The following is a 14637-nucleotide window of genomic DNA, read 5'->3' as shown; positions in this document are numbered from 1 at the left end:
CGCCTCATCGGTGTGTACGGGCACAAGCGACCCGTCCGGCACCCGCCCGCATGCCGGCCCGACGTCAGCCGACGGGGAACCACGCGTGCAGCTGCTTGGCGATCGCGGGCACGTCGAGGTGGTCTTGGGCGACGTCCTCGACGAACGGGCCCGCTTGCCGGGCCGGCGGCACCGGATGCCCGGCGGGCAGACCGTTGACCCGCAGGAAGAAGCGCATCGCGAGCCAGGCCGTGCGCTCGTTGCCGTCGATCAGCGCGTGATTGCGCGCCACGGCGTGCAGCAGCGCGGCGGCCTTCTCGTGCACGGACACATACATCTCCGTGCCGAACACGTGGATGCGGGGCCGCTCGACGGCCGAGGCGAGCAGCCCGAGATCGCGCACGCCGTGCTCGGTGCCGTTGACCGCGGCCGCGATGGCCAGGATCTCGTCGAGCTGGACGTGGCGGACGCTCACTTCAGATAGTCCAGGATCTCCGCGTCGGTCTCCGTCAGCTCGGCCAGAACGCTGTGGACGCTCAGGTCGGCGCGCTCCTCGGCCTCACGGATCGCCTCGATCGCGAGGGCCTGCTTGCTGCGCCCGGTCGCGGCGGCGCGGCGGCCGAGCGCGGCGTCGAGGTCGTCGGGGAGTCGCAGAGTCATGGCCATGGGTGGATGATACCGCGCTGGTATCTGGTGGCAACCTGATACCAGCCGGCGGCGGGCGGCACGGTCAGGCCGCGAAGCCGATGTTCGTGACGTATTCGTACTCGCCCCACTGCGAGCCGAGGTCGACGACGACGTCGTTGATCCAGGCGTCGTCCAGGGCCCTGCCGTCGTCCGCGGCCCAGGCGTCGACGATGCGGTCCCAGCGGCGGACGTTCAGGGTGCGGTAGTCGACGACGCGTTGCAGGGGGCGGGGGACCTGGGACTGGTTCAGGGGGTGGAACTCGACGCGGGTGCCGCGGCCCCGGCGGTTGAGGCGGGCCAGCAGGTGCCGGGAGACGTTGGCGCGGCGGACCGTGCGGTACGCGGTGTCGATGCGCTCCAGGTTCTTCGCCGTCGGGTTGCGCCGGCCCGTCAGCCACGCCTTCAGGGTGCGGTCGGTGACGGTCAGCCCCGCCCGGCGCGCGGCGGCCTTCGCGCTGTCCGTACGGGTCAGGTAGTGCAGCCGCGCCATGAGACCGCGGCGCTGGGTGACGGGCGTGGCGATGAAGCCGGCCAGCCGGTCCAGCTGCCGGGCCACCGCCTCGTGGCCCTTGATGCCCTGGGCCCCGAACTTCCCGAACTCCTTGGTGCGCTCCGGCACTTACTCCTCCGTGTCCGTCGTGCCCTCGTCCGCGGCTTCACCGGCCGTGTAGACGTCCTTGACCTTGACCTCGGTGACCCCGCGCCCCTCGGGGAAGACCCGGCGCCAGTCGCCGATGAGGTGCAGCTCGTCGGTGCCCATCGCGCGGACCACGGTGAGGCCCTCCTCGTACGCCTTGAGCGCCTTCATCCAGAGGTTGGCGAAGGCCTGGGAGCGTACGAGGTGCATCCAGTCCGGGCGGTACAGCTCCCGGTTGTAGTTCGACTCCCCCATCGTCGAGACGAACTTGGAGTACATCGCCTTCACGTACTCCAGGGTGACGTCGTCCTCCTCGGCGAGCGCGGTGTCCCGGGCGTCCTTGAGCGCGATCCGGAACTTCTCCAGCAGGTTCTCGGTCGCCCCCGAGGTGTACGACTCGTGGATCTCGGGCGGCTCGCACAGCCCGTACTTGGGCCCCGACACCCGCTGGAGCAGGCGCAGCGTGGGTTCGGTGACCCACAGCGGGCCCGGTTCGTCGCGCTGCCCGAGCGGGTTCGGCAGGACCTCGTCGTGGAGCCAGGGCGCGGGGGTGATCAGGTGGACACCGGCGCGGCGGCGGTCGTGGTCGAAGCCGGTGGAGTGTTCCAGCTGGCCGATGGGGAGGTGGGTCTTGAGGGCCGAGAGGTAGGCGCCGTTGATGTCGAGCGCGGTCACCTCGTGCTCGCCGGGCGGCAGTTCGGCCCGGGTCCACTTCGGCCGTCCCTCCCAGATCTGGTCGGCGCCGCGCGAGGTCTGCTTCTTCAGGATGTCCGGCATCCACGGGTGCGCGATCACGTCGTACCTGGCGCCCTTGCGGGTCTCGTCCAGGAGCGCCATCGCGTCCGGGATGGCCCGCTTGACCAGCGCCGCCGTCGCCGCCTCCACGTCCCCCTCATGAGCGGCGAGCGCGGCCCGGACGGCCTGCCCGATGAGGTCCCCCGGCTCATGGGAGGGCTGGAAGGCACGCCGGGTGGGGGGCCCTCCGGGGGCGGTGCGGGTGCGGGTGCCGCCTGTGCCCGTGGTGGGGTGGGGGGCGCGCCTGCCGGGCCGCTGGGGGGCGCCCCCGGCGGACGACTGCGCGGCTCGCCCCGCGGATGGCTGAGGCGCGCCCCCGGCGGGCGGCTGGGGGGCGTCTGCGGCGGGCGGTCGCGCGGACCCTTCGGCGGACGGCTGGAGGGCGCCCCCGGCGGGCGTCTGCGGGGCCCGCCCCGCGGGTGGGCCGGCCGGGGGCTCGGCGGTCTCCGCGGCAGCGCCGGCCGCCGGGGCCGTCCGGCCGCACTCCGCCGGGTCCAGGTGCTGGGTGAATCCGGCTACCCGCTGCGCCGCCGGTTGCCCGCACAGGACGCAGGGCTCGGGTGCGGACAGGTACTCCACGTCGTCGTCGGCCCCGTCAGCACCGGCACCCGGGGCGGCAGCACCCGCGCGCGGGCCGGCCGAGGCGTGCGTCCCCCCGGCTTCGGCGCCCCCGACGGCAGCCCCCGAGGACCGACCCGCCACGGGGGCGGCACCCTCGGCACCGGCACCCACCGGGGCGTCAGCCCCCTCGGCACCGGCACCCACCGCAGCAACAGCACCCTCCGCACCGGCGCCCCCCGCAGCACCCGAGGACCGACCCACCGGGGCGGCAGTCCCCGCAATGCTCGAAGGCGGCTCCGGCGGGGCGTCGGCCCGCGTCTCGGTCGGCGTCGCCGCCGCGAACTTCGTGGCCAGGCCGTCAAGGAAGTACGCGTACTTGCGGCGGATGTCGCCCGCCGGGTCGCGGCCCGTCTCCCAGGCGGTGAGCGTCGACGGGCTCACGCCCAGCGCCCGCGCCACCTGCGCCTTCGACAGGCGGGCCCGGGCACGCAGGTCGCGGCGGACCTCGGGCGCGGGGAGCGCGGCCTCGGGGGCCACCGAGTCGAGCAGCGAGTCGATGGCGTCGAAGTCACTCATGAACCGGTCGCCTTCCGCTTGGCCCGGCGACGCTCCGCCAGGGCCGGGGTGACAGTCTCCTTCACCCGCTGCTCCCCCCACCCGGTGAGACGCGCCGCGCGTCCGATCCGGCCGTGGGCGGGGCGGCCGGTCACCGGGTCACGGGACAGATAGCCGCGCAGGGCCGCGGCGACCCGCTCCTCGGCGGCCCGCAGGGCGGCCACCGCCTCGGCGAGTTCCCGCTCGTCGTCCCTGTCCGTCACGCCCGCATTGTCGAAAGTTCCGCGACGCAAGTCAATTCACGGACGGTCCGTGAAATGCGGCGGAGCGAGGCCGCCGGGTACGGGTACACGCAGGACAGCCGTTCCCGCCCCGGTGCGGGGGCGGGAACGGCTGTCGGTGGGACCAGTGGTGCTCTGGCGTTCAGGCCGCCGCCGCGCTCGAGACCTCCGGCGCGGCGCTGTGCGTCGCCTCCACGTACGCGCGCGCCGCGACCATGACGTCCCGGGCGCGGTCCTCGGCGATACACAGGGCCGGGGCCATGTCCTCCAACTGCGGGTTCATCCCGATCATCCACGCGCGGGCCGTGTACACGGAGTCCGCGGCCTGGATGAGGTGGAAGATCTGGATCGCGTCGAGCAGCCGGGCCTCGGCCTCGGGCCTGGGCCGGCTGGTGCCGGCGGCCCAGCGGCCCACCTGCTTGGCGTCGTTGATACCGGCCATCCGCGCGGTGAGCCGCTGGCCGAGGTTCTCCTGGAGGAAGCGCGCGATGTCGGCGATGGGCGTGCTGACGGCAGCGCTGTGCGCCTTGAGGGCGGCGGACGCGCTGCGGGGCTCGGCCTTGATCGGGGGCATGTCAGTCTCCCTCGCTGGCCCGGGTCGTCACCGTGAACTCCACGAGGGGACGGCGCGCCGGACGACGAATGGTGGGACCCGGCGCGGCGCCGGTAACGCGGCGCGGCCGACCGGGCAGGAAACGCTTCGGGGAAGGACGCGCGCCCGCGGGGAAGCGTGACCGCTGCGGGGCGCGGCGGAGCCGCTCGGGCGCGGGGCGGAGAGCAGCGCAGCGGGACGGCCCGGTCCGCTCGATGGCCGCGTCGACCCCACTCCGTACCGCTTCATGATGCCCTCCCCTCGGATGTCAGTAACCAAAAGCGTACCCAGAGTGGTAGGTCAACTCCACCTGTAGACGGCGACTTTGAGGAAACGTCATATGCCCGGCATGGCGCCGGACTCCCCGCTTCCACCTTCCCCACCTGCGACTTCGCTCGCTCCTTGCGGTTTTCGGCCATCGTTCGCGCCACCATATTTGGCTGCTTTCCACCGTCCGGCAGGCGCCTTTACGGGTTAGATTCCGGTGTGTTGAAGGTGGGCTTTCGGGTGGATCCTGCGGGTGGATCCAGTCAGGACCGGTCGGGTCCGGTCGGGCCGGTCGCATCCGGCCGGAGCCGGGGCGCCGGGTCAGAGCAGCTGGAGACCGTACTCGTGGGCGACCGTGCGCAGGGGGAGCGACTCGGGAAAGACGTAGGTCGATTCGAGCCGTTCGACCGTCGTGTTGTCGAAGACCGCCCAGCACTGGCGCATGCCGAAGCGGGACTTGTACGCGATCCCGTGGATGCTCGGGGCGCCCTGGGGGGTGCGCTGTTCGTGGGCCCAGCGGGCGATCGCGCGGGTGAGTCGGCGGTGGGAGCCCTGGGTGTGGTCGCGGGTGAGTGCGGGCGGGGTGACGCCGAGCCCGGCGAGCCGCGGTTCGAGCGCGGCGGTCAGCGCCTTGAGCGTGGTGTCGTCGTCGATGTCCAGGAAGCGGCTTCCCTTGGCGGGCTCTAATCGCACCAGCGTGTGCTTGGCCGACCAGTCCCGCACGATCTTGCCCGGGCCCACGAAGTACGGCTCGTGCCAGTCGACGTCGACGTACTCGCGCAGCTCGGGGTGGACCCGCAGCGGCGCGAGCGCCTCGGCGAAGCAGCCGTCCTGCTGGGTGGCGCAGTAGAGGGTGCCGTGGGCGATGCCGCTCCAGGCGTTGCCCGCCGGGCTGCGCTCGTCCGCGGGCGTGAGCCGGTCGTAGCGGAGCGGGTCGGGTTTCTTGCCCAGTCGCCAGACGCCGTCGGCAGGGGCCGGTATCAGTCTGACGTCGGCTGCTGGGCTGGTGCTCATACGTGCGGCTCCGGTCGTCGTCCGCTCAGGCCCTCTGAACGGGGCGGCCCGCCGGCTCCGGCCGGCGGGCTCCAGGGGTGGTCTGCTGCGCCGCCTGTCCTGACCAGGTGGGCGGGGACAGGGGACAATTGATCAATTGTGGTGGCCGGACGGCCGGGACGCGAGTCACTTGCGAGACATCCGGGGGGCGCACGAAGCATTCCGGGGGGCGCATAGACCGGCAGCATGTGTCGGGGGCGGGGGTGCGTGCGATCGGCGTGACAGGCTCTCAGCCCGCCAGGGCCGGGTGGGCGAGGTCCAGGCTGGTCAGGGCCGCGCCGGCCGGGCCCGCCAGAGCCAGGTCGGCGGTGGCGGTGCCGGGGTGCGGGGTGGCGTCCAGCCAGGTCAGCGGGGTGGCCGTCGCCACGGTGAGCAGGCACCTGGCGGTGGCCGCGTCCCACAGCCGGACGATGCCGTCGCGGGCCGCGCTGACGACGTAGGTGCGGTGCTCGGCGGTGAAGGTGGCCAGCGCGTGCACCGGGGCGTGATGGCCCGTCAGGCGCGGGCCGATCGGGCGGGTGGTGGCCAGGTCCCAGAGCCGGATGTCGGCCTGGTCGCCCGCGGTGGCCAGGAACGGCGGCAGGCCGTCGCCGGGGGCGGTGTTGAGGGCGAGCGCGTGCAGGATGCCCTGGTCGCAGCGGATCCGGTCGGCGCTGTCCGCGGCGCGGGCGGGGTCCCACAGGTGGACGACGCCCTCGGTGCCGCCGCTGGCCAGCCAGGGCCGGCCCTCGGGCGTGCAGGCCGCGGCGAGCGCCTTGACGCTCATCGTGTGGCTGGTCCAGTCGCGCAGCAGGGTGGTGGTGTGCAGGTCCCAGAGGCGGACGTGGCAGTCCTCGGAGGCGGTGAGGAGCAGCGACAGGGCGCCGTCCCGGCTCGCGCAGGCGGCGACGGTGCGGGTCGGCACGGTGCAGTCCAGCAACGGCCGCGGGTCGAGCTCGGGGGCCGCCGGGTCCCAGCCGTGGACGGTGCCGGTGGCGTCGGCGCACAGCAGCAGCCGCTGGGTGGCGCGGCGGGCCCAGGCGACGGCGAGGACCGGTTCCGTGCCCGAGAAGGCGAGGGTCGTGGCGCCGGTGCGGGTGGCCGTGAGGCGGACGGTGGTGTCGTGGGCCGTCGCGAGGAGCGGGCCGCTGTCGCTGTGCCACAGCGCGGTGCCGGCGCCCGGGCGCGGGGCGGGGGCGTCGCCCCCGGTGAGGGCGCGGCCGACGTCGGCCGCGGTCCACAGCCGCAGCGTCGCGTCGGCGGCGCCGGACAGCAGGGCGCCGGGGCGGTCCGGGCTCTGGGGCAGCGCGGTGAGCGCGGTGACGGTGTCGGTGTGGCCGCGCAGTTCGGCCACGGTGGCGGTGGCGGGCGCCCAGAGGGTGACGGTGCGGCCGCGGGCGGCGGCGAGAACGGGGCCGCCGGTGCCCGCGGTGCCGCCGGTGCCCGCGGTGCCCGCGGTGCCGCCGGTGCCCGCGGTGACCTCGTCGGCCAGGGTGAGCAGGCACAGGTCGGTGACGGGCTCCCCGTGGCCGGGCGCGGCGGCGGGCAGCCGGCCCGCGTTGACGGACCAGGCGGTGAGGCTGCCGTCGGCGTGGCCGCAGTAGAAGAGGCCGGGCCTTTCGCCCGCGGTCACCGTGCGGGCGTGGGTGGGCAGCGGGTGCGTGGCGCGGACGGTGCCGTCGAGGAGGTGCACGGTCAGTTCGTCCGCGGCGTGCACGACGACGCGTTCGCCGTCGGTGTCGACGAGCGTGGCCAGGGCGCCGCGCAGCACGGGAGGTGCGGTGGCGAGGACGCTCGCCCCGGCGGGCGGCGCCCAGCCGGTCAGCTCGCTGCGGCCGTTGACCGCCCGGACGGTGAGCCGGCCCTCGTCGTCGTGGCAGCACAGGGCGGCGTCGAACCACGTGGAGTCGGTGTGGCAGCCGAGCGCCGCGTGCCGGTGCGCGTCCCACAGCCGTACGGTGCCGTCGGTGCCGGCGCTCACCAGGTACTGCCGCCGCGCCGCGTCGGGCGGGCTGACGTGCAGGGCGCGGATCTCGCCGGTGTGGGCGGCGAGCGGGGCGCCCACGGGGTGCGCGGTCGCCGCGTCGAGGAACTCCACGGTGCCGGTCGCGGTGGCGACGGCGACCTGCGGGCCCCGCTGCGGGTGGGCCAGGGTGAGCAGCCGGGTGGGGGTGGCGGGCAGGGTCGCCCACACGTTCGCGGCCAGCCGCCAGTCGGCGAAGTGGGCGGTGAGCGGGCTGTCGGCGGGCGGCGCGGCCTCCGGCGGCATCCGGGTGCGCGGGGTGGCCGGCCAGGTCAGCGCGGTGTGGGCGAGGTGCAGGCTGGCCATCCGGGAGGGCAGCGGGGCCTCGCGCAGGTAGGGCTCTATGGCGGACCAGGCCGTCAGCCACTGGCGGGGCCCGCCGGCCGGGGTGTGGTGGAGCAGCGCGCGGATGCCGCCGCCGGTGTCCCAGGCGAGCGCCTGCGGCGGGACCCGCGCGTCGTCCAGGACGTGCCCGAGCGCGGCGTGCCGGGCCAGGTGGCGGCGGGCGTAGGGCGGGGGCACGCTGCCGGGCTCGGTGCTCAGTGCGGCGAGCCGCGCGGCGATCCGGGCGTGCACGGCCGCCTCGGTGTCCCCGTCGTCCTCCAGCGCGTGCCCGCGCGCGACGTCCTCGGGCCCGGTCACGAGCACCCCTGCGCGGGCCGCACCGAGCAGGCGCGGCCCGCACGGGAGCGCGCCGCGCCGAACGCCGGACAGGTACACGCCGGCCCCACCGCCGGACGGGTGCACGCCGGAGGGCGCACCACACAGGTGCACCCCGGGCCCGCCTCCGGACGGGGACGCGCCGGGTCACGTACAGCACCGGCGCGCACCCGACCGAACACCGGACGGGTGCGCACCGGACCCACCACCGAAGAAGCGCACGCCGGCCCGCGTGCCGTCCGGCCGGGGCCGGCAGGCGTGGGCGCGGGTCGGCGGGGCCCGGTGGCGGCGCGGGCGGGGCAGGGGTGCGTCAACGTGGGGGCCTTTCCGGGGGCGGCCAGTGGCGCAGGAGTTGGGCCAGCTGTTCGTGGGCCGGGCGGTAGACCACGCGGTCGTCCTCGTGGTCAGAGGTGAGATACCCGGCCAGGCGGCTTTTCAGCAGGCGGCGGATCTTTTGGTCGGGGTCACGCAGGGGCGCTTGGAGCACGGCGTGGGTCAGCGCGGGCCACACGTCCCCCCATGCGACCCCGCGCCCCAGCGCGAACGCGCTGGCGCGCAGCAGGCCGATCGCCTCGGTGGCGGTCAGGCCGCTGCCCGGGGCGGCGGCGAGTTCGATGTCGGTGCGCAGCAGCCCGGTGATGCCCTGGCCGACGCGGCCCAGCCAGGCCCGGTCGGCCAGCAGCCCCGGGCCCTCGGCCCGCAGTTGCTCCACGGCGAGGCGGGCGTGGAGGAAGGAGCCCGCGGCGTTCGTGCCGACGACCTGCACGGCCTGCGCGACGGCCCGGGCGGTCCACGGTTCCTGGTCGCGCAGCAGGACGCGGACGTAGGCGGCGATGTCCTTGTGGGGGTGGTCGTCGCAGCGCACCGTGCGCGCGTGCGGGAAGCGCTCGGCCAGCTCGGCGAGCAGATCGTCCGCGGCGGGCCGGGCCGCGCCGTCGTCCGTGGTGGGGCGGGCGCTGCGCACGCCGAGCAGCAGCCGCACCCGGCGGCGGCGCGCGGCCGGCCCCGGCCGGGCCTGCCCGGGCAGGTCGAGCAGGTCGGTGCGGTCGCCCGGGGCGTCGGCGGCGGGCCGGGTGACGGTGACGAACGGGGCGAGGGCGGTGGTGATGAAGTGCGTCGGGTCGTACGCCTCGTCGAGGCTGTCCACGACGACCGTGACGGGCGGCCCGGGGCGGGCCAGGAACTGCTCCAACGCGCTCTGCCAGTCGCCGAGTTCGTCGCCCTCGGCCGGGCGGCAGCCGAGCGCCCGGCCCAGCTGCCGCAGCGCCGTCAGGGCGGTGTGGTTGCGGGCCGAGACGGCGGCGCTGACCGCGCCGGACGGCGGGAGCGTGTCGGGCGGCCCGTCGAAGGCGGTCCGGTAGCGCTCCTCGCTCTGGAAGAGCGGGTCGCTGAGCGTCACCATGCGGCCCAGCAGCGCGGACTTGCCGGTGCCCGCGCCGCCCGTGACGATCATGGTGCCGCGGTGCTGCTGGACGAAGTCCACCAGCCGCCGGTTGAGCGCGGTGCGCCCGGAGAAGTACCAGCCGCCGTCGGCCTTGTCGAGGCGGCCGCTGGCCTTCTCCAGCCAGTACTCCAGCTCGTCGAAGGTGGCCGCGACATCGCTGACCTCGGCCGTGGCGACGCGCGGCGCCGGTTCGTAGCCGGGGTTGGGCAGGGCGCGCGAGCGCTCGAACTGCCACTGGGTCAGCAGCGGCTGGGGGATGTTGAGGCGGGCCTGGGGGCGGCGGCCGCGCCGGCGCGCGGGCCGGTCGTCCTCCAGCGCCTTCGCGGCGCGGTTGAGCAGCTGCGCGAACTCGCTCATCGTCAGGTACGGGTGGGCGATCTGCTCGCTGGTGGTGGCCAGCAGATGAGCGCGGGCGAGCACCCGGGCCAGTTCCAGGCCGAGCACGGAGCGGCCGCGCTCGGTGGTGGCCAGCACGTTCAGGCGGGCCTGCTGTCTGCGGGCGGGCGACAGGTCGTCCTGGAGGGAGACGAGTTCGCTCTGGACGGCCGCGGACTCGCACATGTTCAGGATGACCAGGACGTCCTCGGCGTGGGAGTCCAGGGCCGCGTAGGCGAGGGCGGAGGTGGGCACGGCGGTGGCGAGCAGGCGCTCGTCGCTGGTGTCCGGCAGCCGCAGGTAGTGGCGGGTGGAGGTGGCGGCGAGGCCGTGCCCGCTGACGAACAGCACGAGCGGGGTGGTGGCCCCGGCCGCGCGCACCCCGCTGCTCTCCAGATACGTCTCGACCTCGTGCCGCGTGGACAGCGGTGTGCCGTCCGGGTTCGCGGACAGCAGCCACCGGAAGGCGCCGTCCCCGCGCGGCCACCACAGCTCCAGCGCCTCCAGCTGATGCCGCAGCGCCGCGTCGAAGCCCGGGTCCCCGTCCGGGACGACCAGGCCGACCAGCAGCCCGGGCGGCCCCGTCGCCACCGGTCCGTGCGGCCACGGCCGTGCGTCCTCTTCGGCAGCAACAGCCACGACCGGCCCCCGTTGCTCGCTCATCTTCCCTATTGTTCCCGTCCATGAGCCCACAGCGACAGGCCGGCGGCGCGACGCCGGCCCCGGCGGAACCCGAGGTCCCCCTTCATGTGACGCAGGACGCGGTCGTCATCGTTCCCGGGATCATGGGCAGCGAACTGCGCTCCACCGTCACCGGCGACGTCCTGTGGGGGCTGTCGGGGGCGGGCTGGCTGCTGCGGGCGTGGACGCGCCGCGACGGCCTGGCCGAACTGCACCTGACCGAGGACGAACTGACCGGGAGGACCGGCCGCATCGAGGCGACGCGGCTGCTGCGCCACGGCACGTGGACGCCGTACCTGCGCGGCCAGGAGCCGTACACCGACCTGCTCGACACGGTGCGCGAGTACGTCGCCGACCCGGCCGCCGTGCTGCCTTATCCCTACGACTGGCGGCTGCCGGTCGCCACGAACGGCAAGCTGCTCGCCGCGCGGGCCCGGGAGCATCTGACCGCCTGGCGCGCGCACCCCGCCCACCGGGCCGCGCTCGCCCACCGGGCCGACCAGCGCCCTGCGCGGCTGGTCTTCGTCGCCCACTCGATGGGCGGCCTGGTCACCCGCAGCGCGCTGGACGGCTCCCACGGCGACGACCTGGCCGCGGACACCCGTACGGTCATCACGCTCGGCACGCCCTTCCACGGTTCGGTGAAGGCGGCCGTCATCCTCAACAGCGGGCGCGGCGCGCCGGTCCCGCTCCCCCACGCCAAGCTGCGCGCGCTGTGCGCGACCATGCCGGGGCTGCACGACCTGCTGCCGCTCTACCGCTGTCTGCGCGAGGGCGACGACGTCCGCAGGCCCGGCGCGGGCGACCTCGCCTCGCTCGGCGGCCATCCGGACCTCGCCCGCGAATCGCTCGCCTTCCACGCCCGGCAGCAGGGTGTGGAGCTGCCCGACCACCGCACGGTCGTCGGCACCCGCCAGCCCACCTGGCAGAGCCTGTCGGTGACGGACGGCCAGATCACGGCGTACGAGGACGGGCCGCGGCCGCACAGTGACGGCACCCTCATCCGCGACCGCGACGGCCACGTGCGGTACTTCGCCGTGCACGGCGACGGCACGGTCTACCGCGACGCCGCCACGCTCGCCGGGCACGTGTCCACGGTCCCCGTCCAGCACGGCGACCTGGCCCGCGCCGACAGCGCCCTGGACGCGGTCGCCGACATCCTCCTGGAGGACCTGCCGCACGGCGTCCCGCTGGGCGAGCCGGGGTGCGGCCTGAGCGTGCCGGACCTGGCCGAGGCGGGCACGGCCTGGCGGGCGGTCGCCGAGCACGTCGACTCGGTGCAGGGGCTGACCTGCACCCTCACCGACACCGCGACGGGCACGGCGCTGTCCGCGCCGCTGCGCATGGAGGACGGCCGCCCCACGGCCACGCTGACCGCCCCGGCGCCTGGCCTGTACCGGGTCGCGCTGCACACCTACGACCGGTACACCATCAGCCAGTTGGTGCTGGTGACCCAGCCGGGCGTGGCCGTGGAGGAGGCGCCGTGATCAGGCACGTACGGTCTTCAGGGCGGCGGCCCAGGACTCCAGCTGGTCGAAGAGCGTCGTCGCCAGGGCGTCGTGCCGGCCGTCGGGCTTGAACAGGGACCAGTTCTCGAAGTCGCTGAACATCGAGAACGCCAGCTGCTGGCGGACGTGGGCGAGTTGCAACTCGCTGGCGACGGCCCGCAGGTGTTCGACGGCGCGGACGCCGCCGAGCGTGCCGTAGGAGACGAAGGCGGCGGCCTTGTCGGCCCACTCCTTGTGCAGGTAGTCGATCGCGTTCTTCAGCACGCCGCTGGTGGAGCGGTTGTACTCGGGGGTGACGAAGACGTACCCGTCGAACTCGGCGATCTTCGCGGCCCACGCCCGGGTGTGGTCCTTCTGGTACGGCACCCCGCGCGAGGGCGGGACGGGCTCGTCCAGGTGCGGCAGCAGATAGTCGGCCAGGTCCACGAGTTCGTAGCTCGCGGCGGTGCGGGCGCCGGCCCGGTCGATGACCCAGTCGGCGACGGCCTTGCCGTTGCGGCCCGGGCGGGTACTGCCCAGGATGACGCCGATGCGCAGCTCGCTCATGACTGCCCGGCCTTCTCGTAGAAGCCGTCCTCGTGGATGGGCTGGACCTCGGCCTCCTGGCCGTTCTCCGTCAGCCACGCCGCGCGCAGCGCCGCCGCCTCGTCGTCGGCCTGGGAGGCGGGCACGAGCCGGCCGTCGGGGGTGAGCCGCACCGGCTTGTCGCCGGCCGGCCGCCAGTCGAACCGGGCGGCGATCTTGAAGAGGTCCTCCTGGGTGAGGGGGCCGCCGTTGTCCTTCTCCGCCTGGAGCGCGGTGGGGTGGTAGTTCTCGTACCCGCCGGGCATGTGCAGCGTCAGGAAGTGCGCGCCCTCGCCGGGCGGGGTCGCCCAGGTGTGCCGGGTGCCGCTGGTGATGTGCGCCATCGAGCTCGGGCCGAGCTCGACGACCTCGTCGTCCAGGGCGACGACGAGCCGGCCGGAGACGACGAAGTACGTCTCCGTCGACTCCGCGTGGGTGTGCAGCGGCGGCCCCGACCAGGCCGGTCCCTGACGCGTCTCCACCAGCGAGGCGGCCCCGTCGGTCGCGTTGGTGGACAGCACGATCTCGAAGCCGCGGCGGCCCTCGGGCCGGTCCCCCGGGTGAACGATGTGCGTCATGGCGTCCTCTCTTCGGCGTACGGCGGCGCGTCGTCCGATTCAAGCGGCCCGCTCCGGCGTGCGACTGCGGCCGCCGGGGCGCAGTTGAACGCCCGCGCCGCACCCCGCGCGGGGCGTCCGGACAGCTCACGCGGGGCTCCCGGGCCCGCCGCGAGCGGGCTCCCGGCGCGGCCCGGGCGCGGTGCGAGGCGGGGTGCGGCGGGAGTGCGGCGGGGCTCGACCGGTGCTGCGGCGGTCGTCCGGCGTTTCTCCGCCGGACGCCCGGATGGTGGGCCCAACGGCCCGTCACCACGGCCCTGAAGTGAGGTCGGACAATGCTGCGTTCACTTGCCCGCCGTTGCCTGCGCGAGGTGTATTGCGCCTTGAAGGCCTACGGCAGCTACTACACGGGGCTGGATCCCGAACGCCCGGACCGGGTGCTCTGCCTGGCGGACCCCGTGCCGGGGCATCCGGAGCGGTTGTGCCACGACGTCCCGCTCACCCCGGTGGAGCGGGCCCTGGTGAAGGAGTTGCAGTCACGCTGAGAGCCTCTGCTTGACCGCGCGCCCGCCCACACGTACGAGAACGCCGCTGCCGGGGCTCCGGCAGCGGCGTTCTCGTCGTTCTCGTGCTCGCGTGTGAGGCTCAGGCCGCCGTGCGCTCGGCGACGAAGGCCTCCCAGGTGCGCCGGCCCGTGTCGTTGTCCTTCAGGGCGAGGTTCTCGCCGGCGCGGTAGGCCTTGCCCGCCTTGCCGGGCATCCGCATCGGCATCAGCGGGCGCCGCTTGTTGTGCGCCTGGAGGTAGCTGCGCAGCAGGTCGCCCAGCGGGTAGACCTTCGGCCCGGCGAGGGCGGGGACGAGCCCGGCGGGCTCCTGGAGCGTCAGCTCCACGAGGCGGGCCGCCACCTCGCGCGAGTCGACCGGCTGGAACTGCAGGCCGGGGACGGGCACGACCGGCATCTTCGCCATCTTCTCGGCCATCGACCAGACGATGTCGTGGAACTGCGCGGCCCGCAGGATGGTCCACGGGATGCCGGACTCCGTCACGGCCTTCTCGGCCTCCAGCTGCACCCGGAACCAGCCCATCGGCATGGTGTCGGTGCCGATGACCGAGATGTGCACGATGTGGCGGACGCCGCCGGCCTGCTGCGCGGCGCGCACCAGGTTCTGGGTGATCTTGTCGTCGCCCTTGGGCCCGCCCGCCAGGTGCAGGATGGTGTCGACGCCGCGGACGGCGTCCGTCAGCTTCTCGCTGTCGGCCAGGTCGATGGCGTAGTGCGTGATGCCTTCGCTGTTCTCGTGGGAGTGGCGGCTCAGGACCCGGACGTCGCGGCCGGCCGCGCGCAGCAGAGGCACGACGTGCCGGCCCAGGTTGCCCGTGCCACCGGTGACCAGAATGGGGGAGGTCATCGCTGCCTTGTCTCCTTCATTGGGGGGCA

14 protein-coding genes are annotated in these 14637 nt (G+C 74.7%); 2 read left to right on the top strand and 12 right to left on the bottom strand.

Going from position 1 to position 14637, the window contains the following annotated elements; translation table 11 throughout:
* Positions 1–64: 64 nt before the first annotated feature.
* From ACIBW6_RS22940 to ACIBW6_RS22900, 9 genes are all read right to left on the bottom strand, one after another.
* Positions 65–454: a type II toxin-antitoxin system death-on-curing family toxin gene (locus tag ACIBW6_RS22940; RefSeq protein WP_399062433.1), complete on the bottom strand. Its 390-nt coding sequence runs from the start codon at positions 452–454 to the stop codon at positions 65–67.
* The gene (locus ACIBW6_RS22935) at positions 451–645 is read right to left on the bottom strand and encodes a hypothetical protein (RefSeq protein WP_399062431.1); all 195 of its coding nucleotides are present in this window, start codon (positions 643–645) and stop codon (positions 451–453) included. Before ACIBW6_RS22935 ends, ACIBW6_RS22940 begins: the two co-directional genes overlap by 4 nt.
* Positions 646–709: 64 nt before the next feature.
* On the bottom strand, positions 710–1285 hold the full coding sequence (locus ACIBW6_RS22930) for a transcriptional regulator (RefSeq protein WP_399062429.1): 576 nt from the start codon (positions 1283–1285) through the stop codon (positions 710–712).
* Complete coding sequence (locus ACIBW6_RS22925; protein WP_399062427.1) at positions 1286–3235, bottom strand: helix-turn-helix domain-containing protein; 1950 nt, start codon at positions 3233–3235, stop codon at positions 1286–1288.
* A complete protein-coding gene (locus ACIBW6_RS22920; protein WP_399062425.1) occupies positions 3232–3477 on the bottom strand; it encodes a hypothetical protein in 246 nt (81 codons plus the stop codon). The genes ACIBW6_RS22925 and ACIBW6_RS22920 overlap by 4 nt, the downstream gene beginning before the upstream one ends.
* A 160-nt stretch (positions 3478–3637) precedes the next feature.
* On the bottom strand, positions 3638–4069 hold the full coding sequence (locus tag ACIBW6_RS22915) for an XRE family transcriptional regulator (protein ID WP_399062423.1): 432 nt from the start codon (positions 4067–4069) through the stop codon (positions 3638–3640).
* A gap of 606 nt (positions 4070–4675) precedes the next feature.
* A complete protein-coding gene (locus ACIBW6_RS22910; RefSeq protein ID WP_399062421.1) occupies positions 4676–5368 on the bottom strand; it encodes an RES domain-containing protein in 693 nt (230 codons plus the stop codon).
* Positions 5369–5636: 268 nt separating this feature from the next.
* The gene (locus tag ACIBW6_RS22905) at positions 5637–8051 is read right to left on the bottom strand and encodes a WD40 repeat domain-containing protein (RefSeq protein ID WP_399062420.1); all 2415 of its coding nucleotides are present in this window, start codon (positions 8049–8051) and stop codon (positions 5637–5639) included.
* A gap of 328 nt (positions 8052–8379) precedes the next feature.
* A complete protein-coding gene (locus ACIBW6_RS22900) occupies positions 8380–10551 on the bottom strand; it encodes a hypothetical protein (protein WP_399062418.1) in 2172 nt (723 codons plus the stop codon).
* Between the two features lie 20 nt (positions 10552–10571).
* On the opposite strand from ACIBW6_RS22900, the gene ACIBW6_RS22895 reads away from it, so the two are divergent.
* The gene (locus ACIBW6_RS22895) at positions 10572–12056 is read left to right on the top strand and encodes an esterase/lipase family protein (RefSeq protein ID WP_399062415.1); all 1485 of its coding nucleotides are present in this window, start codon (positions 10572–10574) and stop codon (positions 12054–12056) included.
* On the opposite strand, the gene ACIBW6_RS22890 is transcribed toward ACIBW6_RS22895, so the two are convergent.
* Positions 12057–12623 (bottom strand): NADPH-dependent FMN reductase, encoded by a 567-nt coding sequence (locus tag ACIBW6_RS22890; protein ID WP_399062413.1) that lies wholly within the window; start codon positions 12621–12623, stop codon positions 12057–12059.
* Entirely contained in the window at positions 12620–13219 is a 600-nt protein-coding gene (locus tag ACIBW6_RS22885; protein WP_399062411.1) for a cupin domain-containing protein, read from the bottom strand. The genes ACIBW6_RS22890 and ACIBW6_RS22885 overlap by 4 nt, the downstream gene beginning before the upstream one ends.
* A gap of 314 nt (positions 13220–13533) precedes the next feature.
* Here ACIBW6_RS22885 and ACIBW6_RS22880 point away from each other — a divergent pair, with 314 nt between their 5' ends.
* The gene (locus tag ACIBW6_RS22880) at positions 13534–13743 is read left to right on the top strand and encodes a DUF6059 family protein (RefSeq protein WP_399062409.1); all 210 of its coding nucleotides are present in this window, start codon (positions 13534–13536) and stop codon (positions 13741–13743) included.
* Positions 13744–13843: 100 nt separating this feature from the next.
* Here the strand turns inward: ACIBW6_RS22880 and ACIBW6_RS22875 are convergent, their stop codons facing one another.
* Complete coding sequence (locus ACIBW6_RS22875; RefSeq protein WP_399062407.1) at positions 13844–14608, bottom strand: SDR family oxidoreductase; 765 nt, start codon at positions 14606–14608, stop codon at positions 13844–13846.
* Between the last annotated feature and the right edge of the window lie 29 nt (positions 14609–14637).

The sequence above is a fragment of the Streptomyces sp. NPDC049813 genome (assembly GCF_044465085.1).
Lineage (GTDB): Bacteria > Actinomycetota > Actinomycetes > Streptomycetales > Streptomycetaceae > Streptomyces.
The sequence above is the reverse complement of the archived record's forward strand: the minus strand, read 5'-3'. Positions and strand labels throughout refer to the sequence as shown.